Source organism: Sphingomonas asaccharolytica NBRC 15499 (genome assembly GCF_001598355.1).
Classification (GTDB): domain Bacteria; phylum Pseudomonadota; class Alphaproteobacteria; order Sphingomonadales; family Sphingomonadaceae; genus Sphingomonas; species Sphingomonas asaccharolytica.
The window spans coordinates 1-21,767 of the sequence record NZ_BCYU01000073.1; the positions used below are offsets into that span (position 1 = coordinate 1).

18 protein-coding genes and 1 pseudogene are annotated in these 21,767 nt (G+C 65.2%); 6 read left to right on the plus strand and 13 right to left on the minus strand.

Annotated elements, in window-relative coordinates; genetic code table 11:
• Both SAS01S_RS17105 and SAS01S_RS17110 read left to right on the plus strand, forming a co-directional pair.
• On the plus strand, nt 1-1,758 hold a 1,758-nt coding region (locus tag SAS01S_RS17105), incomplete at its 5' end, for a phosphoenolpyruvate carboxylase (RefSeq protein WP_066811420.1).
• A gap of 57 nt (nt 1,759-1,815) precedes the next feature.
• Complete coding sequence (locus tag SAS01S_RS17110) at nt 1,816-2,838, plus strand: cell wall hydrolase (RefSeq protein WP_245656965.1); 1,023 nt, start codon at nt 1,816-1,818, stop codon at nt 2,836-2,838.
• A 4-nt stretch (nt 2,839-2,842) separates the two neighbouring features.
• On the opposite strand, the gene SAS01S_RS17115 is transcribed toward SAS01S_RS17110, so the two are convergent.
• Together SAS01S_RS17115 and SAS01S_RS17120 are read right to left on the minus strand one after the other, a co-directional pair.
• Nucleotides 2,843-3,328 carry a methylated-DNA--[protein]-cysteine S-methyltransferase gene (locus SAS01S_RS17115; RefSeq protein ID WP_066811461.1) on the minus strand — a complete coding sequence of 162 codons (486 nt, stop codon included), beginning with the start codon at nt 3,326-3,328 and terminating at the stop codon, nt 2,843-2,845.
• Nucleotides 3,329-3,419: 91 nt separating this feature from the next.
• Nucleotides 3,420-3,995, minus strand: coding sequence for a cytochrome b (locus SAS01S_RS17120; RefSeq protein WP_066811423.1), 576 nt, complete (start codon nt 3,993-3,995; stop codon nt 3,420-3,422).
• A 364-nt stretch (nt 3,996-4,359) separates the two neighbouring features.
• Here SAS01S_RS17120 and SAS01S_RS17125 point away from each other — a divergent pair, with 364 nt between their 5' ends.
• Nucleotides 4,360-5,817, plus strand: coding sequence for a glycosyltransferase family 2 protein (locus SAS01S_RS17125; RefSeq protein ID WP_066811464.1), 1,458 nt, complete (start codon nt 4,360-4,362; stop codon nt 5,815-5,817).
• A 367-nt stretch (nt 5,818-6,184) separates the two neighbouring features.
• Here the strand turns inward: SAS01S_RS17125 and SAS01S_RS17130 are convergent, their stop codons facing one another.
• The gene (locus tag SAS01S_RS17130) at nt 6,185-6,604 is read right to left on the minus strand and encodes a hypothetical protein (RefSeq protein WP_066811425.1); all 420 of its coding nucleotides are present in this window, start codon (nt 6,602-6,604) and stop codon (nt 6,185-6,187) included.
• A gap of 172 nt (nt 6,605-6,776) precedes the next feature.
• Between SAS01S_RS17130 and SAS01S_RS17135 the strand changes: the two genes are divergently transcribed.
• The gene (locus tag SAS01S_RS17135; RefSeq protein ID WP_066811428.1) at nt 6,777-7,049 is read left to right on the plus strand and encodes a hypothetical protein; all 273 of its coding nucleotides are present in this window, start codon (nt 6,777-6,779) and stop codon (nt 7,047-7,049) included.
• A 67-nt stretch (nt 7,050-7,116) separates the two neighbouring features.
• On the opposite strand, the gene SAS01S_RS17140 is transcribed toward SAS01S_RS17135, so the two are convergent.
• The gene (locus tag SAS01S_RS17140; protein WP_157082875.1) at nt 7,117-7,509 is read right to left on the minus strand and encodes an acyl-CoA thioesterase; all 393 of its coding nucleotides are present in this window, start codon (nt 7,507-7,509) and stop codon (nt 7,117-7,119) included.
• Nucleotides 7,509-9,572: a S9 family peptidase gene (locus SAS01S_RS17145; RefSeq protein ID WP_066811434.1), complete on the minus strand. Its 2,064-nt coding sequence runs from the start codon at nt 9,570-9,572 to the stop codon at nt 7,509-7,511. Before SAS01S_RS17145 ends, SAS01S_RS17140 begins: the two co-directional genes overlap by 1 nt.
• Before the next feature lie 214 nt (nt 9,573-9,786).
• On the opposite strand from SAS01S_RS17145, the gene SAS01S_RS17150 reads away from it, so the two are divergent.
• Nucleotides 9,787-11,586 (plus strand): aminopeptidase P family protein, encoded by a 1,800-nt coding sequence (locus SAS01S_RS17150; protein WP_066811438.1) that lies wholly within the window; start codon nt 9,787-9,789, stop codon nt 11,584-11,586.
• Between the two features lie 217 nt (nt 11,587-11,803).
• Here the strand turns inward: SAS01S_RS17150 and SAS01S_RS17155 are convergent, their stop codons facing one another.
• From SAS01S_RS17155 to SAS01S_RS17190, 8 genes are all read right to left on the minus strand, one after another.
• Nucleotides 11,804-13,147 carry a GH1 family beta-glucosidase gene (locus SAS01S_RS17155; RefSeq protein WP_066811441.1) on the minus strand — a complete coding sequence of 448 codons (1,344 nt, stop codon included), beginning with the start codon at nt 13,145-13,147 and terminating at the stop codon, nt 11,804-11,806.
• On the minus strand, nt 13,144-13,941 hold the full coding sequence (locus SAS01S_RS17160; protein WP_066811444.1) for a carboxylesterase family protein: 798 nt from the start codon (nt 13,939-13,941) through the stop codon (nt 13,144-13,146). Before SAS01S_RS17160 ends, SAS01S_RS17155 begins: the two co-directional genes overlap by 4 nt.
• A complete protein-coding gene (locus SAS01S_RS17165; RefSeq protein ID WP_066811467.1) occupies nt 13,938-14,753 on the minus strand; it encodes a carbohydrate ABC transporter permease in 816 nt (271 codons plus the stop codon). Before SAS01S_RS17165 ends, SAS01S_RS17160 begins: the two co-directional genes overlap by 4 nt.
• Complete coding sequence (locus tag SAS01S_RS17170; protein ID WP_066811447.1) at nt 14,750-15,625, minus strand: carbohydrate ABC transporter permease; 876 nt, start codon at nt 15,623-15,625, stop codon at nt 14,750-14,752. The genes SAS01S_RS17165 and SAS01S_RS17170 overlap by 4 nt, the downstream gene beginning before the upstream one ends.
• Nucleotides 15,622-16,911 carry a sugar ABC transporter substrate-binding protein gene (locus SAS01S_RS17175; protein WP_218016324.1) on the minus strand — a complete coding sequence of 430 codons (1,290 nt, stop codon included), beginning with the start codon at nt 16,909-16,911 and terminating at the stop codon, nt 15,622-15,624. Before SAS01S_RS17175 ends, SAS01S_RS17170 begins: the two co-directional genes overlap by 4 nt.
• Entirely contained in the window at nt 16,908-18,317 is a 1,410-nt protein-coding gene (locus SAS01S_RS17180; protein ID WP_066811450.1) for a glucoamylase family protein, read from the minus strand. The genes SAS01S_RS17175 and SAS01S_RS17180 overlap by 4 nt, the downstream gene beginning before the upstream one ends.
• Nucleotides 18,310-19,314: a LacI family DNA-binding transcriptional regulator gene (locus SAS01S_RS17185; protein ID WP_066811453.1), complete on the minus strand. Its 1,005-nt coding sequence runs from the start codon at nt 19,312-19,314 to the stop codon at nt 18,310-18,312. Before SAS01S_RS17185 ends, SAS01S_RS17180 begins: the two co-directional genes overlap by 8 nt.
• Before the next feature lie 108 nt (nt 19,315-19,422).
• Entirely contained in the window at nt 19,423-20,529 is a 1,107-nt protein-coding gene (locus tag SAS01S_RS17190; RefSeq protein WP_066811456.1) for an ABC transporter ATP-binding protein, read from the minus strand.
• 216 nt (nt 20,530-20,745) lie between these two features.
• Between SAS01S_RS17190 and SAS01S_RS17195 the strand changes: the two are divergent.
• Nucleotides 20,746-21,767, plus strand: a pseudogene (locus SAS01S_RS17195) (hypothetical protein); the annotation flags it as partial.

Here is a 21,767-nt window from a genome sequence, read left to right on the forward strand (position 1 = left end):
GAGCCGTATCGGCGGGCGCTGTCGGGCGTCTATGCCCGGCTCGCGGCGACGCATCGCGCGCTGACCGGCAAGCCCGCCCCGCGTCCGGCCGCGCTCAAGGGCGAGGCCTATGCCGATCCGCAGGCGCTGCGCCGCGATCTGGTGACGATCGCTCACGCTTTGGCCGACGAAGGCGCAGGGCCGCTCGCGTCGGGCGGCGCGCTCGGCCGGCTGATCCGCGCGGTCGATACATTCGGCTTCCATCTTGCGACGCTCGATCTGCGCCAGAACAGCGCGGTCCACGAACGCACCGTCGCCGAATTGCTCAAGGTCGCCGGGGTCGATGACGATTATCTCGCTCTCGACGAAGCCGCGCGGGTGGCGCTACTGCGCCGCGAGCTTGCCAATGTCCGCCCGCTGGTCAGTCCCTACGCAACCTACAGCGCCGACACCGCGTCCGAACTCGCGATCCTGCGCGCGGCGGCCGAGGCGCATGGCAAATACGGGCCCGCCTGCATCCGCCAATATATCGTCTCGATGGCGATGTCGGTTTCCGATCTGCTCGAAGTCCATCTGATGCTCAAGGAAGTCGGGCTCTATCTGCCGGGCGATCCGCCGACCGCCGCGATCATGGCGGTGCCGCTGTTCGAAACGGTCGGCGATCTCGAGGCGGCGCCCGCGATCATGGCCGAGTGGTTCGGCTTGCCCGAAATCGCCGGGCTCGCAGTCGGTCGCGGCGTCCAGGAAGTGATGATCGGCTATTCGGATTCGAACAAGGACGGCGGTTATCTGACCTCGACCTGGCAATTGAGCCGCGCATCCGAAGCGCTCGAACCGGTGTTCGAGAAAGCCCATGTCGGCATGCAATTGTTCCACGGCCGCGGCGGCGCGGTCGGGCGCGGCGGCGGCTCGTCGTTCGCGGCGATCCAGGCGCAGCCGTCGGGGTCGGTGCAGGGGCGCATCCGCATCACCGAACAAGGCGAAGTGATCGCCGCCAAATACGGCACGCGCGAAAGCGCCACCACCAATCTCGAGGCGATGGCCGCAGCGACCCTACTCGCCAGCCTCGCGCCGCCCGCTTTGTCGGACGCCGATCGCAAGCGGTTCGGCGCGGCGATGGACGAACTGTCGGCGACCGCGTTCAAAGCCTATCGCGACCTAGTCTATGGGACCGACGGGTTCCGGACTTTCTTCCGCGAGATGACCCCGATCGCCGAGATCGCCAACCTAAAGATCGGCAGTCGCCCCGCGAGCCGCAAGAAATCGGACGCGATCGAGGATCTGCGCGCGATCCCCTGGGTGTTCAGCTGGGCGCAGGCGCGCGTGATGCTGCCGGGCTGGTATGGCGTCGGCCATGCCCTGGCGGCGTTCGAGGACAAGTCATTGTTGCGCGAAATGGCGCAAGCTTGGCCGTTCTTCGCCGCGACGCTCGACAATATGGAGCAAGTGATCGTCAAGTCCGACATGGACATCGCCGAACGCTATTGCTCGCTGGTCAAGGACCGCGCGCTGGCCGACGCGATCTTCCCGCGCATCCGCGACGGCTGGACGCTGACGCGCGACGGCCTGCTCGACGCGACCGGGCAATCGCGGCTGCTCGAACGGAATCCCGGCCTCGATGCCTCGATCCGCTTGCGCCTGCCCTATATCGAGCCGCTCAACCTGCTCCAGATCGAGCTGATGAAACGCCACCGCGCCGGCGAGGACGATCCGCGGATCGGCGAGGGCATCCTGCTGTCGATCAACGCGATCGCCACGGCCTTGCGTAATTCGGGCTGAAGAAGACCGCTTCTCTGGTTAACCACCTTCTAACACCCTGCCGTTACTGCGGCGGGCGTGTCACGGCGCTGGCTCCTCCTTCGAACGCGTATTCCGGCAGGCTTCGGCCTGCTGGCGATGGTCGCGTCATGCCTGCCCCAGGCCGGCGTACCGTTGCAGCGCTCAGCCCGTCCGATCGCGACGGTGACGATGATCAACCGCCTCGCGCTCGACTTGCCGGCCGATATCGCCGCCAAGCTTCCGCCGTTGGTCGATGCGACGGTTTCCAATGCCGCGATCAGCGCTGCCCAGCCGCTGCTGGCGCTGTCGACGACGCGCAGCCCCGACGACGCCGCACGCGCGATCGAATGCCTGACCGCGGCAGTCTATTACGAAGCACGGTCGCAGAACGACGACGGCCAGCGCGCCGTCGCCCAGGTCGTGCTCAATCGCGTGCGGGATCGCGCTTTCCCGGACAGCGTGTGCGGTGTGGTCTATCAGGGATCGACCCGGCGCACCGGGTGTCAGTTCAGCTTTACCTGCGACGGATCGATGGCCTTCCGCCGTGATCCCGCTTCCTGGGCCCATGCCCGCGACATCGCGGTTTCGGCGCTGTCCGGCCAGGTCTATGCGCCGGTCGGCTCGGCAACTTTCTATCACGCCAATTACGTGCTGCCCTGGTGGGCGTCGAGCATGGATCGCATCGCGACGGTCGGCGCTCATATCTTCTACCGCTGGCGCGGCGGGCTGGAAGGCGCGCTCGCCAACAGCCAGAATTATTCGGGGCTGGAGCCCAGCGTCACTGGCCGCACAACGCCATGGCCAGGCAGCGACAGCGGCACTGCCCTCGCGGCAACCTATGCGGGCTTTAATGCGCAGGAAGTCGATTCGGGCGTGGTCGTCCATCGCGGCGGCTCGACCGCTCCGGCGGCCGAGGCTACGGCCCTTTCGGCCCCGGTTCCGGTCGCGCCGCTGCCAATGGGCAAGCGCATCCGCGTGAGCAGCGCGCTGGCGTCGACCGGCAGTGTCCGCGTCCATCGGGGCGAGGGCATATCGATCTTTGCGGACGCGCCCGCAACCGACGCGCCCACCACCAACTGAAGCGTCAGCCTGCCGCGCTCTCAAGCTCGAGCAGGAAGGCCTTGCCGTCCAATCCGCCGGCAAAGCCGGTCAGCGCGCCGTTGGTGCCGATCACGCGGTGACACGGCGCCACGATGGAGATCGGATTCTTGCCGTTCGCCGCGCCCACCGCGCGAAACGCGGTCGGACGGCCGAGTTGGCGTGCGATCTCAGCGTAGGACCGCGTCTCGCCGAACGGGATGGTCAGCAACGCCGCCCACACGCTCTTCTGGAAATCGGTGCCGTGGAAATCGAGCGGCAGGTCGAAATGACTGCGCGTGCCGGCGAAATAGTCGCTCAGCTGGCGCGTTGTCTCGACCAGCACCGGATGGTCTGGCTGTTCGGTCATCGCGCCCAGTCGGACGCGATCGGGATCGTCATTCTCCCACAGGATCGCGGCGAGCCCGCGGTCGCTCGCGACGAGCTTGAGCATGCCGACCGGCGATGGGAAGCTGGTATATGCAAAGGTCATGGTTTGGTCCTTCGTGGCTTGGACCAGTGATCTAGGCGCGCCGCCGATCGCGGGCTTCCCGGCCCTTGCGGTCAATGCCATTTCCCCATTCCTATCGCCCGATTCCCATGCGCTGCAGCTCCTTATGCCCTTCCATCTGGTGCTTGATCGCGCCGCCCAAGTGCAGGACGAGCAAGAGATAGACCAGATAGGCGATCAGCTCATGCGCCTCGCCGAAAGTGGAATGGATCCACTCTTTGGTGTCGGGCGCCATCGACATGATGAAGCCCAGCCGCGGCCATTCGAACGTGCCGAAGAACAGCATCGGATGCGTCGCCGCGTCCTTCCATGCCGAATCCATCACCCATCCGGTGATCGGCATCGCCAGGATGACGCCATAGAGTCCCCAATGGACGATATGCGCCGTTATCCGTTCCCATGGCTTGTAGCTGGCGGGAAAGGGCGGCGGCTTGTGTCCGATCCGCCATAACAGCCGCAGGATGGCGAGCCCGAGAATGGTGACGCCGGTCGATTTGTGGATGTCGATCATCGGCCGGACATACTCGCCGATCGCGTCGTTATGATCGCCGAGCGGCCAGACCCAGGCAAGGGCGACGTTGGTCACCACGCCGATAGCGATCAACCAGTGCAACCAGATCGCAGTTTTCGTGAACCGTTCGCTCTCCACGACGTACTCCCGTAAGCAATTTAGGGTGCAGACCCGTTACTAATGAGGTCGAGATGGAGACGAAAAAGGTCGCTGGGAGAGAGGGCGCGCAGCCAGATAGCGGAGGCTATCTGGCAAGCATCCGACCGCTCCGGCGGCCTTTTTCGTCCCACCGCTTTGCGGCAGCCATGTCCGGGCGCTGTGGCGCGTCGAACCGTTCGAACGGGGGAAAACCCCCGTTCTTCGCACTCCTCCTCCCACAGCATCCCGGACATGGCTGTCTCGATCCTCTTTAGTAGTGGGTCTGCACCCTTGTATTCCGGCTAGTCCGGCGCCGTAACGAACGCTAGGGAATATGGCGCCCCCAAATGAAGTCCTGTTCCCCATGTTTCAGCGTACCCCGGCGGACGCGCTCGCCCAGTCCTTCGCCATGGCTTCCCCGCGCCTCAATCCACGCCGCGTCGGCTGGCCCAGCCGCGGGGTGACGGCTCTGGTGTATGTGGCCTTCGTCGCCCTGGTGGTTCAGGCGTTCCTGCGCCAGGGCTTCCTCGCCTGGTCGGTCGGCGTCGGCTATATCCTCTATGATACCGCGCTGTTGGTCTTCACCGCGGTGAAGATCTGGCCCCTGCGGCACGGTGCACGCCGGGCGCCGCCATCCGACGCCCGGTCCAGTCTCGCCATCATCGTCGCCGCGCGCAACGAAGCCGCGGTGCTCGACGTGACGATCGATCGCCTTGCCGCGCAGGAGGCCGCGCCCGATCTGATCCTGATCGCCGATGACGGATCGGATGACGCCACGCCGGAGACGCTCGCGCGCTATGGGCTGGCCCAACCAGTACTAGGCGCGATCAGCCCGCCGGCGCCCGGCCTGCCTTCGCTGCGCTGGCTGCGGCTGGCGCATGGCGGCAAGGCACGTGCGCTCAACGCCGCGATCCTGCACGTCGACGAAGAGATCGTCGTCACGGTCGATGCCGATACTTTGCTTGAGCCCGGCGCGATCGCCGCGATGCGCAACGCCTTCGCCGCCGAACCCGACCTGGTCGCGGCGACCGGCGTGATCCGGCCGATGTGCGGCCCCAGCCTGTCGGGCCGTCTGTTCGAGTGGTTCCAGACCTATGAATATGTCCGCAACTTCCTGTCGCGCTACGCCTGGGAGCGACTAAACGGGCTGCTGCTGGTATCGGGTGCGTTCGCCGCGTTCCGGACCAAGGCAGTGATCGAGGTCGGCGGGTTCGATCCCGATTGCCTGGTCGAGGATTACGAATTGATCCACCGCCTGCATCGCGTCGCACACGGTACCGGCCGCGACTGGCAAGTGCGTGTGGTCGGCGATGCGCTCGCCTCGACCGATGCGCCGGCGACCCTGCCCGCCTTCCTGCGTCAGCGCCGCCGCTGGTTCGGTGGGTTCCTCCAGACCCAATATTGGAACCGAGACATGGTCGCCAATCGCCATTTCGGAAAGCTCGGCACCGCGATGCTGCCGGTCAAGGCAGCCGATACGGTGCAGCCGGTGTTCGGCCTGACCGCGTTCGTCATCCTGCTGGTGGTGCTGTTCAGCGGCCGCTTCCATATCGTGTTGCCGATCCTGATCATCATGGCGGTCAAGATCCTGGTCGACCTGACCTTCCACCTGACCTCGCTCCACCTTTATTCGCGCTGGACCGGACAGACCACGGGACTGCGCTTCGGGCCGGCACTGGCGGCGGCGGTGCTTGAGCCGTTCAGCTTCCAACTATTCCGCCACTGGGGCGCGATCCTGGGCTGGGTGGCATTCCTGACCGGGCGCGAAACCTGGGCAAGGCAGAGCCGGACGGCTATTGCGGAGGTGAAGCGGGAAGGGTGAGGTTCGGCAGTGGCATAGAAGCCCCTTCCGATTGAGAACGCTCCGAGCAGTCCTCCGAGTGCAACGAAGGATAACGCCAATCCAATTAGAACTGCGAGAAGCGAGCACGTAGCCGATACCCAGAAAGCGCCGGGGTTCTCTGCGCGAGGGTAAGCGTGGCCGTAGGCGGTCGCCACACCCTTGCTGAAGCAGTTCCACAGATGGATTCCCGCGAACGCAACCAAGACCAGCGAGAACGAGAGAAGCATCAATCCCCCAAACATACTGCAAGGCCTTTCTTGGCGGATAATGCCGGGTCAACAAACGTCCGCTGGTCGATCGTGAGCAGCCATGTAGTTCACAATCAAACGAACGCGGGTGAATCTCCTTAGGACACCGGAGGCGCGGCGATCGGATCCGTTGCGCGATAGGTGATCGCGGCACCATTTGAGGCAGCCAATTGCTTGAACACGCGAGCATGAGATGCCCGGGAGATCAAAAGGTGGCCAGGAGCGGTCCAGACCACGTTGATCCAGATTGTCCCACGTCGCCCGCCACCTGATCCCCCATCGTCGGCCACGAACACTTCCTGCGCTTCGTCTTGCGGTTGGCTGGCTCGGCCGACGCGGACAACGGTCGCGAAATCGGTGGTTGTCCCGCAATTGCGCGATTCGGTGACGGCATAGCGATCGCTGCCGGGGTCACGGGCTACCTGGATGACGTCGGACGTGCAGAGCTGCGTTTGGCTGCAGCCACTCAGCGTAGCAATCAACGGGAGCAGGTATCTACTCATGGCGGCTTTATGCATGACCTCGGCCGAAGGAAGAAGGTAGGGATAGAACGGTACAGCCAATACGCTGGGGTGAAGAGGGAGGGTCGAGCGCGTACGCCAACCCTAAACCTCGCCTGTACGGCCGGTTCAGCGCTGACCAATGTTGCGTTCGATAAACCTCGTCCGGTCATCACCGAAGGAGGTTGTAATGACGCGTACCATGATGTTCCTTTCGACTGCCGTGGCGGGCAGCCTTCTCGCTTTTATGCCGGCTTCTGCGTCCGCGCAGCGTTGGGGGTCTTCGTATAGCCAGGACTATCGCGGCTATGGCTATAATGACGGCTATTATCGCGATGGCGGGCGCGACCATTGGCGTGAGCGCCGCGAACGGTGGGAAGCCCGCCGGCGCTGGGAACGCGAGCGCGAGTGGCGCCGCGAGCATCGCCGCCACCATTGGCGCGACTATGACTATCGCTATTGATTGATGCGGGTGGCGCGGGCTTCGGTGCCCGCGCCTCCAGCGCTGTCGATGGTCTAACAAGACGCGGTCAGGCCAGGAACGGCGCCGCCAGTTCCGGCCTGACTCGCATCAGGCGCCCCGTCGCGCGGTCGATCAATGCCCAGGCGGTCACAGCCTCGACCTTCACCTTGCCGTCGGCGCCGGTGAAGCGAACGTGCCGGTCGAACCGCGCGCCTTGCGGTGGGTCGCTCACCCAGGTTTCGGCGGTCACCGTCTCGCCCGCCGAGACGTTGCCGCGATAATCGATCTCGTGCCGGGTCACGACCCAGATCATCGCGTCGCGCTGTTCGCGCGTCGCGATCGTCTCCCAATGCGCGACCGCGATCTCCTGGATCCACTTCACCCACACCGCATTGTTGACGTGGCCGAGTTCGTCGATGTCGGCCTCGGTCGCGGTGATGGGGTAGCTCAGTCCCGCCATCAGCTCTCCACACCCAATTGCCACAGCACGAAGCAATGCTCCTCGGCACCTTCGTACAGGCTGTCGAACCGCCCCGACTTGCCGCCGTGCCCCGCGCCCATATTGGTCTTGAGCAGCAGGATATTGTTGTCGGTCTTGGTCGCGCGCAGCTTCGCCGCCCATTTCGCCGGTTCCCAATAGGTCACGCGCGGGTCGTTGAGCCCGCCCGAGATGAACATCGGCGGATAGGCCTGCGCCTTCACATTGTCATAGGGCGAGTAGGAGCGGATCAGCTCGAACGCGGCCTTGTCCTCGATCGGATTGCCCCATTCCGGCCATTCGCCGGGGGTCAGCGGCAGGCTGTCGTCGAGCATCGTGTTGAGCACGTCGACGAACGGCACGTCGGCGATCACCGCGCCCCACAGATCGGGGTCCGAATTGACCACCGCGCCCATCAATTCGCCGCCCGCGGAGCGACCGGCGATGGCGATCTTGCCCGCGCTGGTCCAGCCGTCCGCCACCAGTGCGTTCGCCACGTCGACGAAATCGTTGAACGTGTTGCTGCGTTTCTCGAGCTTGCCGTCGTGATACCATTGCTGGCCGAGATCGTCGCCGCCACGGATATGCGCGATGGCGTAGGCGAAGCCGCGGTCGAGCAGCGACAGCCGTCCGGTCGAGAAGCCCGGCGGGATGGCATAGCCATAAGCGCCATAGGCGTAGAGGAAGAGCGGGCGCGATCCGTCTTTCGGGAAGTCTTTCGGATAGACGATCGACACCGGCACTTCGGTCCCGTCGCGCGCCTTTATCTTGAGCCGCTCGGTGTCGTATTTGTGCGCGTCGTAGCCCGAGGGGATTTCCTGGACCTTGAGCGTGGTCATCTTCCCTGTCGCGACCTCGTAATCATAGACCGTCCCCGGCGTGACCATCGATTCGTAGCCGAGCCGGATGATCGGCATGTCATATTCGGGATTGTCGCCCAGACCAGCGGTGTAGCTTGCCTCCGGGAAGGTGATCCGCTGCGGCGTGATCGTCGGATCGTAGCGATGGATCCAGATCTGATCGAGCCCGTCCTCGCGCCCCTCGACGACGAAATAGTCGCGATAGCATTCGACCCCGGTCATGTAGAAATGCTTCGATGGCGCGATCAGCTCGCTCCAGTTTTCCGGATCGGCGATCGGCGCGGTCACCAGCCGCCACATCGGGTCGGTGTCGTTGGTGTGGATGTAGAGCGTGTCGCCATGCGTCTCGACATCATATTCGCGACCGGTCTTGCGTGGCGCGACGCAGATCGGCTTGGCCATCGGGTCGCTCGCGGGCAGCAGATAGACTTCGCTGGTAACGTGGTCGCCGGTGCCGATGACGATCCATTGGCGGTCGCTGGTCTCGCTGACGCCGACGCGGAAGCCCTCGTCATGTTCGTGATAGAGTTCGATATCGGCGGCCGGGTCGCTGCCCAGCCGGTGCAGCCGCGCATTGTCGGTTCGCCATTGCTCGTTGGCGAGGCCGTAGAGGAACGCGCTGTCGTCAGCGACCCAGACGATCTCCGACAGCATGCCGGGGATGGTGTCGGGTAGGTGCTCGCCGGTCGCCAGGTTCTTGACCCGGATAGTGAAGCGTTCCGAGCCGTTATCGTCGATCGCATAAGCGAGCAGCTTGCCGTCGTTCGACACGGAGAAGGCGCCCAGCCGGAAATATTCCTTGCCCTCGGCGAGCGCGGGTTCGTCGAGCAACAGTTCGCCCGGGCCGCCCGCGACGGGCTTGCGCCACCATTTGCGATACTGGCCGCCGGTCTCGTACGCGGTCCAATAGAGCCAGTCGCCGTCCTTTTGCGGGACCGAAGAATCGTCCTCCTTTATCCGGCCCTTCATCTCTTCGTAGAGCCGGTCGGTCAGCGGCTTGTGCGGCGCCATCATCGCTTCGAAATAGGCGTTCTCCGCTTCGAGATAGGCGAGCACGTCCTTGTCCTTGACGTCGGGATAGCTCGGATCCTTGAGCCAGGCCCAGGGGTCCTCGATGGTGATGCCGTGCGTGGTGAAGGAATGCGGGCGTGTCGCGGCGACGGGTGGTTCGGGCTGGTCGTTCATGGCACCGACATAGCGACGCCGCGGCGCTTGTCGAAGGGTTGCGTGACAGGAAAGGCGGGCACGCCGTCGTCCCGTTCTGTCACAACACTGGCGTTGTCGCACTATCGACGCGCGTATCCCGCTTGACCTGAGCGTCAGGTCGGCAAATGTGGGCCATTGCGCGTCTCGCGCGTTAACCACCCAGTCGCCCCCGCGACGCCGATGGAAGTGCTTGATGTCTACTTATGCCGATCGCCTTTCCGCCCTTCGCGAGCAATTGAAGCGCGAGCGCCTCGACGGGTTCGTCGTGCCCCTGACCGATGAGCATATGTCCGAATATGTCGGCGCCTATGCGCAGCGGCTCGCCTGGCTGACCGGGTTCCAGGGATCGGCGGGGACGGCGGTAGTCCTGCCCGCGGAAGCGGCGATCTTCACCGACGGGCGCTATACGCTCCAGGTGCGCGAGCAGGTCGATGGCGATCATTGGCAGTTTGTCGGCGTGCCCGAGACCAGCGTATCCGACTGGCTCGGTGGTCATGCCGTGCAGGGCGGGCGGATCGGCTACGATCCGTGGCTGCACACCTCGGCCTGGGTGAAGGAGGCGGAGAAGGCGCTGGCGGCGAAGGGCGCGACCCTGGTCGCGGTCGACACCAATCCGGTCGACGCGGTGTGGCCCGATCGCCCGGCCCCGTCGGATGCGCGGCTGGTCGTCCAGCCCGATGCGCTGGCGGGCGAGTCCTCGGCGGAAAAGCGCGCCGATATCGTCGACTGGCTGAGCGAGCAGCAGGCGGATGCGGTCGTGCTGTCGGCGCTCGATTCGATCGCCTGGACTCTCAATGTGCGCGGCGCCGATGTCGATCGCACGCCGGTCGCGCTCGCTTACGCCATCGCAAATGCCGACGGGACGGTCGACCTCTATGTCGCGCCAGAGAAGATGAGCGACGAGGTCGCGGCGCATCTCGGCAATGCGGTGCGCGTGCATGACCGAAACGATTTCGCGCCGGCGCTGGCGGCCTATGGTGGCAAGCGCGTCGCCGCCGACCCGGAACGCGCTGTCGCGGCGATCTTTGACGGATTGCAGCGCGGCGGCGCGACAGTGCTCGCCTTGCGCGATCCGGTGGTGCTGGCCAAGGCAATCAAGAACCCGGCCGAGGCGGCGGGGCATCGCGCCGCGAGCGTGCGCGACGGGGCGGCGCTGACTCGCTTCCTCAAATGGTGCGAGGAGACCCTGCCCAAGGGTACCGAAACCGAACTATCAGCGGCGGCCAAACTGCAGGAATTGCGCGAGGCGACCGGGCTACTCAAGGATCTGAGTTTCGATACGATCTCCGCAACCGGCCCGCACGGCGCCAGCCCACATTACCGCGTCGACGAGGACTCGAGCCTCAAGATCGAGACCGGCCAGCTCTATCTGGTCGATTCGGGCGGCCAATATGCCGACGGCACCACCGACGTGACGCGCGTCGTGCCGGTCGGCGAGCCGACCGCCGAGATGCGCGACCGCTTCACGCGCGTGCTCCAGGGGCATATCGCGCTGGCGACGGCGGTGTTCCCGGAAGGGACCAATGGCGGCCAGCTCGACAGTTTCGCGCGGCGGCCGTTATGGGAAGCGGGGCTCGATTTCGCGCATGGCACCGGCCATGGCGTCGGCTCGTACCTCGCGGTGCACGAAGGACCGCAGCGCATCGCCAAGCCCAATTATCCCGGCGGCGGTCCGGCCGAACCGCTGCGTCCCGGCATGATCATCTCGAACGAGCCGGGTTATTACAAAACGGGCGAATACGGTATCCGCATCGAGAATCTCGTCCTGGTCGAGCGGCGCGACATTCCTGGTGCCGAACAACCGATGATGGGGTTCGAGACGCTGACGTTCGCCCCGATCGAGCGCCGGCTGATCGAGCCCACCATGCTGACCCAGGCCGAGCGCGCGTGGCTCGACGCCTATCATGGTCGCGTGCTCGACGTGCTGGGTCCGGAGCTCAGTGCCGACGAGCGGGCGTGGCTGTTGGGGAAATGCGCGCCGATCGGGGGATAAGGGCGGCCGCAAATTTGCGGCGGTTGAGAATCTGTAGTCGAGTGCAGTTAGTTTTAACCGTCATGCCGGCCTTGTGCCGGCATCCACTGTGCAGGTTAGCGAGAAGCAAGAGTCTCTTGTCCCGGGCTTGCCGCCCGGTGGACCCCGGCACAAGGCCGGGGTGACGCAGTAGGGCTTCGAACCGATGACGTTCAGCTCGGCTGCATCCGTGCCTTGGCTACCCCAGGCACGCCCCGTTCGTCGCGATCACTTCGCTGTACAGCTTGGCCGAGTCCTTGAACGTGCGTTCCTGCGTCGCGAAATTGACGTGGACGATGCCGAAGCGTTTCGAATAGCCGAGCGACCATTCGAGATTGTCGAACAACGACCACAGCATATAGCCCTTGATCCGCGCGCCCTGCTCGATCGCCTTGCCGACCGCGGCGATGTGCTCGCGTAGATACGCCGCGCGCAGCGGGTCCTCGACCCGGCCCTGCGACGCGGCGGGGGGATCGTAGAAAGCCGCGCCATTCTCGGTGATGTAGATCGCCGGGTCGCCGTAATTGTCTTTCACCCACAGCAGCACGTCGGTCAGCCCCTGGCCGAACACTTCCCAGCCGGTGGTGGTGTAGGTCGCCTGTGGTTGCACCACCATGCCGGCGCGCACCGGGAAACTGTCATCCGCCCTGGTGACGTTGCGCGTGTAGTAATTGACCCCGACGAAATCGATCGGCTGCCTGGCCAGCGCGAGGTCCTCTGCCGACCAGTCGACCCAGGCCTCGCCGAACACATCGGCGAGTTCGGCCGGGTTGGTGCCATGGATCGCGGGGTCGAGATATTGGCGGTTCATATAGGCGGTGGCGCGCGCCGTTGCCGCCTTATCCTCGGGCGAATCCGATGCCGGATATTTGGGTTCGAGGTTCACCACCAGGCCGATCTCGTGCTTGCCCACGTCGCGATAGGCCTTCACTGCGGCGCCGTGCGCGCGCATCAAATTGCGGCTGGCGATCGGTGCTTCGAAAACATTCTTGTGCCCCGGCGCTAGCGCGCCATGCAGATAGCCGCCGTCCGTCACCACCCAGGGCTCGTTGAGCGTCACCCACTTGGTCACGCGGCCGTCGAGCCGGTCGAACAGCACGCGGCCGTAATCTGCGAACCAGTCGGCGCTGTCGCGATTGAGCCAGCCGCCTCTGTCGTCGAGTGCCGCCGGCAAATCCCAGTGATAGAGCGTGCATAATGGCTCGATCCCGCTGGCGAGCAAAGTATCGACCAGCCGCTCGTAAAAGCCCAGCCCGGCTTCGTTCACCTGGCCAACGCCGTCGGGCAGCACACGGCCCCAGGCGACTGAGAAGCGATAGGCCTTGAGCCCCAGCCGCTTCATCAGCGCGACGTCGTCGGGCATGCGATTATAATGATCGCAGGCGACGTCGCCGGTATCGCCCTTTGCCGCCATCAGCCGCGGGTCGTGGCTGAATCGTTGCCAGATCGACGCGCCGGCGCCATCGGCGAGCGGCGATCCTTCGATCTGATAGGCGGCGGTCGCGCATCCCCACAGGAAATCGTCGGGGAACGGATTGGTCATGTGTTTCGGGCCTTCTTCTTCTTGGTTTCCTGGGGACCGCCGGGGGCGGGAACGGTGCGACGTTGCTCGAGCAGCCAGCGCCACATCGCCGGGTCGTCATAAGCAGGTTCCCACGATCCGTGGGTCGTCTGCGGGTAGACCGTCATCTTCGGGCGGACGCTGCCTTTGCAGGCGTCGACCTGCTTGACGATCGCGAAGCCCCGTTGGGGATCGACGACATCGTCCTGGTCGCCGTGGAACGCCCAGATCGGCATATCCTTGAGCACGCACGGGTCGAGGTCCTTGTCCTCGGACAGGCCAGCGACCGGCACGATCGCGGCGAACAGCTCGGGATGCCTCAGCGCCCAGGCCCAAGTCGCATAGCCGCCCAGGCTCAAACCGGTCAGGTAGATGCGGCTCGAATCGACGCGATAGCTCTTGCGCAATGAGGCAAGCAATTGGTCGAGCTTCGCAACGTCCCAGCGGCTGCCGTCGGGGCCGGTCTCGAGTTGCGGAGAGACCAGAATGAACGGCGATCCGGCGTGCTGCGCGATGATCTTGGGCGGACCGTTCTTCTTGACGACCTCGATATCGGTGCCCCGCTCGCCCGATCCATGAAGGAAGATGACCAAAGGCCATTTCTGCGTCTTGTCGGCATCGTAGCCGCGCGGCTTGAAGATCAAATACGGATAGCCGCCCTCGGCCGGCGCCGGCTGCGCGGTCTGCACGCCTTCGGGAAGCGGGGGAGAGGCGGGCGGTTGTTTGGTCGCGGCGATCGTCGCCGCGGCGGCCAGGACCAAGATCAGTCTCCTCATCCCTTGACGCTCCCCGCCATCAGTCCGGCAATGTAGTAACGCTGCAGCGCCAGGAAGAGCAGGAGGACGGGGATGAGCGTCACTACGGTGCCCGCCATCATCAGCTCGACATCCTGGACATGCTCGCGGCTGAGATTGGCGAGCGCGACGGGGAGCGTCTGCTTCTGGCTGTCGTTGAGGATGATCAGCGGCCACAGGAAATCGGACCAGGAACCGAGGAAGCTGAACGTCGCCAGGGTCGCGAGGATCGGCTTCAACGTCGGCAGCACGAGCGAGCGGAAAATCCTGCTCTCGCTCGCCCCGTCGATCCGCGCGGCCTCGAGCATCTCGTCGGGGATCGACAGCGCATATTGGCGGACCAGGAAAATGCCGAACACGGTCGCGATCGACGGCACCAGCACGCCGGCGAAGCTGTTGACGATGCCGAGCGACTTGCAGATCAGGAACAGCGGAATCATCGCGACTTGCGCGGGGATGACGAGCGCGGTCAGCAGGAAGCGGAATAGCCGGTCGCGCCCGCGGAACCGCAATTTGGCGAAGGCATAGCCGGCCATCACATTGAAGGTCAGCGACATCAATGTCGCGATCGTCGCCAGTGTCAGGCTGTTGACCAAATATCGCGCCATGTCGGTACTGGCGAAGAGCTCGACGAAATTGGCGATAGTTGGGTGTTTTGGCAGCAACGGCGGCGGGAAGGACGACGCCTCGCCCGGGGTCATCAGGCTGACCGACACCATCCACAGCAACGGCGCCATCGCGAACAACGCGATGAGCCACAGCGCTAGATTGGGCAGGATTCCACCGCGCTTCATTGTGTCCACCGCTCGCTGACCTTGAGCTGCACCAGGGTCAGCGCGAACATGATGAGGAACAGCACGAACGCGATCGCGCTGGCGAAGCCGAGATTCCACCAGCGGAAGCCCTGCTCGTACATGAAGTAGAGGATCGAGACGGTGCTCTCGACCGGGCCGCCCTGGGTCATCACGTAGGGCTCGGCGAACAGCTGGAAGTATCCCGCCATGGTCAGGATCGACACGACCAGCAATACCGGGGCGAGGCCGGGCAGGGTGACGTGGCGGAGGCGCTGGAACGCGCTGGCGCCGTCGATCCGTGCCGCCTCGTGCAGTTCCTCGGGGATGGTCTGCAGCCCGGCCAGGATGATGATCATGTTGTAGCCGAAATTCTTCCACACCGCGAACAGCACGATCGCGGGCATCGACCAATGCGGATCGCCGAGCCAGTCGATCGGCGCGATGCCGATGGCGCCCAGCGCCCAGTTGATCAGCCCGTATTTGGTGTGGAGCAGATAGCGCCAGATCACCGCCACCGCGACCAACGTGGTGACCACCGGCGCGAAATAGACGGTGCGGAAGAAGCCCTTGAACCGCGCCAGCTTGTTGTCGAGCAGCAAGGCGGCGGCGAGCGACATCATGATCGACAGCGGCACGCCGAGCAATACGAACCAGGCGGTGTTACCGAGCGCTTTCCAGAATAACGGCGTCTCGAGCAGGTGGAGGTAATTATCGAGCCCGACGAAGCGCAGATTGCCGATATCCGCCACCGCATAGATGTCGAAATCGGTGAAACTCAGGACCAGCGCCGCGGCGACCGGCAGGAAGAAGAACAGCCCCAGCGCGACCAGCGCCGGCGCGACGAATCCCCATGCGGCGCGCTCCTGGTTCATGACCGAACCTCCGCGGGCGCGCCGACTTGCTTCTTGCGCGCCAAAATCCACCGCCGTTTGGCGAGTATCTCATCGGCGCGTTTGTTCAGCTCGGCGACGGTCTGGTCGGTGGTCAGTTCACCATGCGCGGCCTTCTCGAAGACGAGTTTGAGCTCGGTCGCGATCCGCTCCCATTCGGGGACCTTGGGCGTCGGACGCAGCCGCGTCATCTGCTCTCCGAACGCCTTGGCATAGGGATCGTTGGCGAGTTCGGGCGTCTTCCACACGCTTATGCGGGGCGGCAGGTCGCCGGTCAGGGCGTGAAAGCGAATTTGGATGTCGGGGCGCGACAGGAACTCGATCAGCTTCCACGCCGCGTCTTTCCTGGTCGACGATTTGAACAACACCAGGCTGGACCCGCCGGCATTCGACACGCCGGGGCCGTCGGGGCCGGGCATCGGCGCGGTCATCCATTCGCTCTGGTGTCCGGGCGGCAGGCGGCGCTTGAACTCGCCGATCTGCCAGGGACCGGTGACGTAGAAGGTGAACCAGCCGCGATCGAATTCGTCCCAGACATTGGCGACTTGTGTGGTCGCCGCCATAGGCGCCAGCCCGTCGCGCATCGTCCCGAGATAGAAATCGAGCGACTTGCGAAACCCCGCGCTGCGGAAATTGCCGCGTGCATCGTCGGTGACCATCGGCTCGGACGCTTGCAGCCCGAGGATTTCCAACGGCTCGTACTCGTTGAGCGGGAAGTAGGCGGCGTATTTGTCGGGTCCGACGAGTTTCTTGATCGCCACCATCTGGCGGCGCCATTCGGCCCAGTCGCGCGGCGGATGGTCGAAGCCCGCGCGCTTGAGGATATCACGGCGATAGAACAGCAGCCGCGTATCGACATACCAGGGCACGCCATAGAGCTTGCCGTCGACGATATTGGAATCCCAGATGCCGGGATAATAATCCGCGCGCGGAATCGCCGGTGTCGCGGTGACACGGCGGTCGAGGGGCTCTAGTGCGCCCAGGGTCGCGAATTCGGGCACCCAGCTATTCCCCAGCTGCGCCATGTCGGGCATCGCATTGCCGACGAAGGCGGTCAGCAGTTTCTCGTGCGCGGCGGTGAACGGCAATTGCTGGACGCGCACCGTCACGCCCGGATTCTCGCGCTCGAATTCGGGAACCAGGTCGCCGATTACTTCGCCTTCGCGGCCCATTGCCCAGACGTTGAGCACGGTCGTCGCGGGTGCGTTGGAACACGATCCCAGCAGGATCGCGGCCAGCGCGGCGGTCAGGACCCCGAACAGCTTCACCCCAGCCAGCCGCCGGTAAAGCCCGCCCGCTGCAACCCGCGCCGGATCGCCGGGTGCGATCGCATCGCGTCCCAGATCATGCCACTTTGATGGTTTTCGATCATCGCCACGATTGGGCCCTGGTCGATCCCGAGATAATCGCTGTCGACCCAGCCGGCGGTTGAAGTGATCGATCCATGATCGTGGGGCAGATCGGCGAAGGTGAAACTCGGATTGAACGCGTCGAGAAAGCCGTATTGGCGGTAGATCGCGCTGCCGTAGCGGGCATGGAGCGTACGGGCCGCCGGCTCGACGATCTCTGGCGCGAACGGCAACGATGCGACCGAAGCATATGGAGTGATCGTTCCATCGTCGAGTTCGTCGGGCAGGCCGATGGGGCCGCGCGCGGCATAGCCGGTGAACTGGCGCTGCCTGCCGCCGACCGTCGCCTGGATGCCGCCCGGCCCGTCGCACGCGCTCAGGCCCCAGATGTCCCGCGAATAACCGACCCACTTGCCCGGGTTTCTGATGGCATAATCGCGCTGCCAATAGGTCGCGCGGCGGCTGTTCTCGAAATAATCGATCCCGGCGTCGCGCATCGTCGCGTCGCGAATGCCGCGCATATCGAGCCAGCACTGGGTGAACTGGTGGGCAAAATGCGGTCCGAAGGCGAGGTGACGGGTATCGCCGCTGCCGCGCCAGCTCTCCGGGTACGTCGAGCACCAGCCGTCATAGGCGTCGCGGTCGAGATAGTGATCGGGCGCGCCGAGCGCGAGAATGTAGAGGATCTGCCCTTCGGTATAGCCGAACCAGGGACGAGCGATGAATCCGCTTTCCGGGTGCCAGCCCATCGACACGCGCTTCTGCGTGTCGTGCTGCTGGAACCAGCGCCAGTCGCACCGTGCATAGATTTTGGCGGCGAGGTCGCGGATCTCGGCTTCGTCGGGCCGGTCGTAATATTGTCCGGCGAACAACACGCCGCCGAGCAACAGGCTGGTATCCACCGACGACAATTCGTTCTGTCGGAAGCGCAGCCCGCGATCCATGTCGAGGAAGTGGTAGAAGAAGCCTTTGTGCCCGCTGACCCCGCTTGGCGCATCGCCCTGCGGCGCCGTCCAGAAAAAGCGCAACGTGGCGAGCGTGCGAGCGCGCGCCTGGGCTCGGCTGATCCAGCCGTTCTTGACCCCGATCGGATAAGCGGTGAGCGCGAAACCGGTGGCGGCGATGCTCGCGAAGCTTGGGCTCGGCCAGCGATCGGTCATCAGGCCGTTGGCCGGGTTCGAGCGCTCCCAGAAGAAGCGGAAGGTGCGCCGGTGAATATCGGCAAATAGGTCGGCGGTGCGTGGACGCCTCGCGCCGAGTGCGGGCAACGTGGCGGTGCCGAGCGCGGCGCCGCCGGTCAGCAGCAGGTGTCGGCGATCAAGCATGGCGGCGGCTGGACGCGCGGATGACGAGTTCGGGCTTGAGCATTTCGGTAGTGGCCTCGGCCGCATCTTCGGACTCGGTGATCGCGACGAGCTTTTCGAGCGCGCGTTCGCCCAGTTCGGCGAGGTTGAGTGCCATCGTCGACAAGGCCGGCGTGACATATTGCGCGATCGGCACACCGTCGAAGCCGATGATCGCGACATCGTCGGGCGCGCGCATCCCGCCTTCGGCCAGGGTCGCCATGCAGGCGACCGCCATCATGTCGTTGGCGGCGAACACGCCGTCGATATGCGGACGCTGGCTGATGATCTGCCACGCCGCATCGATTCCCGAGGCTTCGCTGAAATCGCCTTCGATCTCGATCCCCGCATCGGCGCCGAGCAATTCGGTCACCGCCGCGCGGAATCCCGCGCGGCGCGCATCGGCATCGGCATTGCCCTGCGGCCCGGTGACGTGCGCGATCCGCTTGCAGCCCTGCGCCACCAGATGCGCCACTGCCTCGCGCGCGCCAGCCAGATTGTCGATCGCGATGGTCGGGTGGGTGCCATCGCTCGCCGCGGCATTCATGACGATCGCGGGGAGCCCCTTGGGCAGGTTGCGGCCGAGGAATTCGGCATCGACCTGGGGCGACATGACGAGGAGGCCGTCGACTCGTCCGCGCATTGCCCGGATCGCCAACTCGGTCTCCTCCGCGCTGCCGTGCATGTTCGACAGCAGCAGCTGCAGCCCGCGGCGGTGCGCGGCGCGGTCGATGCCGCGGATGATCTCGGAGAAGAACTCGCCGAACAAATCGGGCAGCACGACGCCGATCGTGTTGGAGCGGCCGCGCGACAGGCTGCGCGCGCCGAGATGCGGCACGTAATCGAGCGCGCGCGCCGCCTCGATCACGCGCTGGCGCGTTGCCGGGGTGACGCTGGCATGATTGTTGAGCGCGCGGCTGGCGGAAGCGACCGAAACCGCGGCGCGGCGAGCGACATCGCGAATCGTGACGGCCGACATCTCTTCCTCCCCAATGCGCCCATTGGCGGCGCGTGTAACCGTTTCCACGAACTCTTCTAAGCCGCTTGGTGGCGTTGCGCCAAGCGGCTTTTTATGCCCGAATCGGAGCTAGGCGGCCGCGCGGGGAGCAGTAAGAGCCGGACGCGGTAGCGCGCGCCCCTGGTCGTCGAACAAATGCAGAGCCTCGGGCGCCAGCGCGATGCTGAGCGTCTCACTGGCTGGCCGTGTCGGCAGCGAGGCGACCAAGGGTTCGGCGAGCCCGTCGATCGCGAGATGGACGTGATGTACCGCGCCCAGCGACTCGACCATCTCAACAATACCCGTCAGCCGGTTCGTCGCGCCGTCGGTTCCCATATGCTCGGGCCGGACGCCGAGAATCAAGGCCGCCCCGCTTGCGATCGCATCGGTGGCGATCATGGTTTCGATGACCTGTCCGCCCGCCAGTCGAACCGTCGCGCCTTTCGCGCCCGGCCCGGCATAGGTCGCCGGGATCAGATTCATCGTCGGCGATCCGATGAACCCCGCGACGAAAATGGTGTCGGGCCGTGCGTACAGGTCGTCGGGGGTGCCGACCTGTTCGATCACCCCGCCGTTGAGCACGACGATGCGGTCGGCCAGGGTCATCGCCTCGACCTGATCGTGCGTCACGTAGATCATGGTGGTGCCGAGCGCCTTGTGCAGCCCGGCGAATTCGTAGCGCATGCGGACGCGCAACGCGGCGTCGAGATTGGACAAAGGCTCGTCGAACAGGAACACCTTGGGCTGGCGGACGATGGCGCGGCCGATCGCGACGCGCTGACGCTGGCCGCCCGACAATTCCTTGGGCCGCCGGTCGAGCAGATGTGCGATGTCGAGCGTCGCCGCAGCGGCATCGACCGCCTCCGCAATTTCCGCCTTCGATCGTCCGGCCAGCTTGAGCGCGAAGCCCATATTCTCGCGCACGCTCATATGCGGATAAAGTGCGTAGGATTGGAACACCATCGCGATGCCGCGCTGCGACGGCGCCACATCGTTGACCGCGCGGCCGTCGATCTCGACTGTCCCCGAACTGAGTGCCTCCAGCCCGGCGATGCTGCGCAACAGGGTTGATTTGCCGCAGCCCGAAGGTCCCACGAACACGATGAATTCGCCGTCGGCGATGTCCAGGTCGATTCCCTTCAGGACCTCGACCGGCCCGAACGCCTTGGCTGCTTGTGTCAGGCGTACCGTCGCCATTGCGCTCTCCTGCTGCGGCGGTGCCGCTTGCCGCGACCCTAACTGCGCCACGCCGCGATGCAAGGCGCCGGTGCGAGCGGTGATTTGACTCCTAGCCGCGTCACGTCACGCTGGGCAAATCGGGCCGATCAAGGCAACGCAGGCTGAACGAGCGCGACAGGGCCAGTTCATTGACATTGTGCGATGACCTCGGCGGTGTCGGCAGGAGTGGGGCAGATGATGACGCGGAAGCGGATCGGTTCGGTGACAGGGGCGATTTTCGTGCTGTTGGCGAGTGTGGCGCTACCCGGCATGGCCGCCGCGCAGGATGGACCTTCCGTCGCCGCATCCGCATCCGACGACGCTTATCGCTATATCGACGATGCCGATGCGCTGCTCGACGCGATGGGCACCTCGCCGCCCGATCACGGCTTCAGGTTCGACGGCATCGACTGCTGGGCCTGGGCGATGGCCGACGGGTCCACCATCCTCGCCGAGCCGCTCGGGGACGATTACCGCTATTACATCTTCGCCCCTGGCGACGATTATCCCTTCTTCGTCGGTGACAAGACCTATGCCTATGGCTTTGACCGGCGGACGTTAGCCGCGGTCTATGGCGATAATGGCGACCTGATCGATCCGTCCGACGACATCATCGACGGGGCGGCATGGCTGTCGGATCGCGGCTTCGGCATGAAGCGGGCGATGCAGACTCCCGAGCCGATCTATGCCGGCGACTGGGCCGACAGCATCGGCTGGTTCGGCGCGATCGAGCTGCGGCTCGACACCTGGCGCAATCGGCCGGGCTGGATCCGCTATCGCGCTGGACCGGGGCGATGGCATCATCGCGACTGGCACGAGAAACTCGGCGCCGAGGGCCAAAAGCGGCGCGAGCGCGCCGACTGGTTCGATCGGTGGCGGCGTGGCGGATATCGGGGTCGGCCGCAAGATGGCGGCAAATGGGTGACCACGCCGGGTGGGGTGCGGCCGGGCAAGGACGCCGGTCCGGACAATCGGCCGGGCAGCGGCCATTGGATCGGCCGCCCACGGCCGGTCGCACCGCCGACGCCGGGTACGCCGGGAGCGAAGCCAGGCTGGCCGGGTCGCGGCGACGGCGCCGTACCGGGCCGCCCCCCATATCCGCCGCGCTTCGGCCAGCCACCCTCGCGTTCGCCGGCCTCGCCCGCTGCCCCCGTGACCTCGCCGCCGCCCCCCGTCGTCATTGCCCCGACGCCGGGTACGCCGGGCGCGAGACCGGG

What these genes read in the sequence shown, in the direction of transcription:
- SAS01S_RS17155 (WP_066811441.1), bottom strand. Translation starts at nt 13,147, where the DNA reads ATGACCAATCCGTTCCCCGACGATTTCCTGTGGGGATGCGCGACCGCC.
- SAS01S_RS17115 (WP_066811461.1), bottom strand. Translation starts at nt 3,328, where the DNA reads ATGACCTTTGCATATACCAGCTTCCCATCGCCGGTCGGCATGCTCAAG.
- SAS01S_RS17185 (WP_066811453.1), bottom strand. Translation starts at nt 19,314, where the DNA reads ATGTCGGCCGTCACGATTCGCGATGTCGCTCGCCGCGCCGCGGTTTCG.
- SAS01S_RS17125 (WP_066811464.1), top strand. Translation starts at nt 4,360, where the DNA reads ATGTTTCAGCGTACCCCGGCGGACGCGCTCGCCCAGTCCTTCGCCATG.
- SAS01S_RS17130 (WP_066811425.1), bottom strand. Translation starts at nt 6,604, where the DNA reads ATGCATAAAGCCGCCATGAGTAGATACCTGCTCCCGTTGATTGCTACG.
- SAS01S_RS17160 (WP_066811444.1), bottom strand. Translation starts at nt 13,941, where the DNA reads ATGAGGAGACTGATCTTGGTCCTGGCCGCCGCGGCGACGATCGCCGCG.
- SAS01S_RS17165 (WP_066811467.1), bottom strand. Translation starts at nt 14,753, where the DNA reads ATGAAGCGCGGTGGAATCCTGCCCAATCTAGCGCTGTGGCTCATCGCG.
- SAS01S_RS17150 (WP_066811438.1), top strand. Translation starts at nt 9,787, where the DNA reads ATGTCTACTTATGCCGATCGCCTTTCCGCCCTTCGCGAGCAATTGAAG.
- SAS01S_RS17140 (WP_157082875.1), bottom strand. Translation starts at nt 7,509, where the DNA reads ATGGCGGGACTGAGCTACCCCATCACCGCGACCGAGGCCGACATCGAC.
- SAS01S_RS17190 (WP_066811456.1), bottom strand. Translation starts at nt 20,529, where the DNA reads ATGGCGACGGTACGCCTGACACAAGCAGCCAAGGCGTTCGGGCCGGTC.
- SAS01S_RS17180 (WP_066811450.1), bottom strand. Translation starts at nt 18,317, where the DNA reads ATGCTTGATCGCCGACACCTGCTGCTGACCGGCGGCGCCGCGCTCGGC.
- SAS01S_RS17170 (WP_066811447.1), bottom strand. Translation starts at nt 15,625, where the DNA reads ATGAACCAGGAGCGCGCCGCATGGGGATTCGTCGCGCCGGCGCTGGTC.
- SAS01S_RS17145 (WP_066811434.1), bottom strand. Translation starts at nt 9,572, where the DNA reads ATGAACGACCAGCCCGAACCACCCGTCGCCGCGACACGCCCGCATTCC.
- SAS01S_RS17135 (WP_066811428.1), top strand. Translation starts at nt 6,777, where the DNA reads ATGACGCGTACCATGATGTTCCTTTCGACTGCCGTGGCGGGCAGCCTT.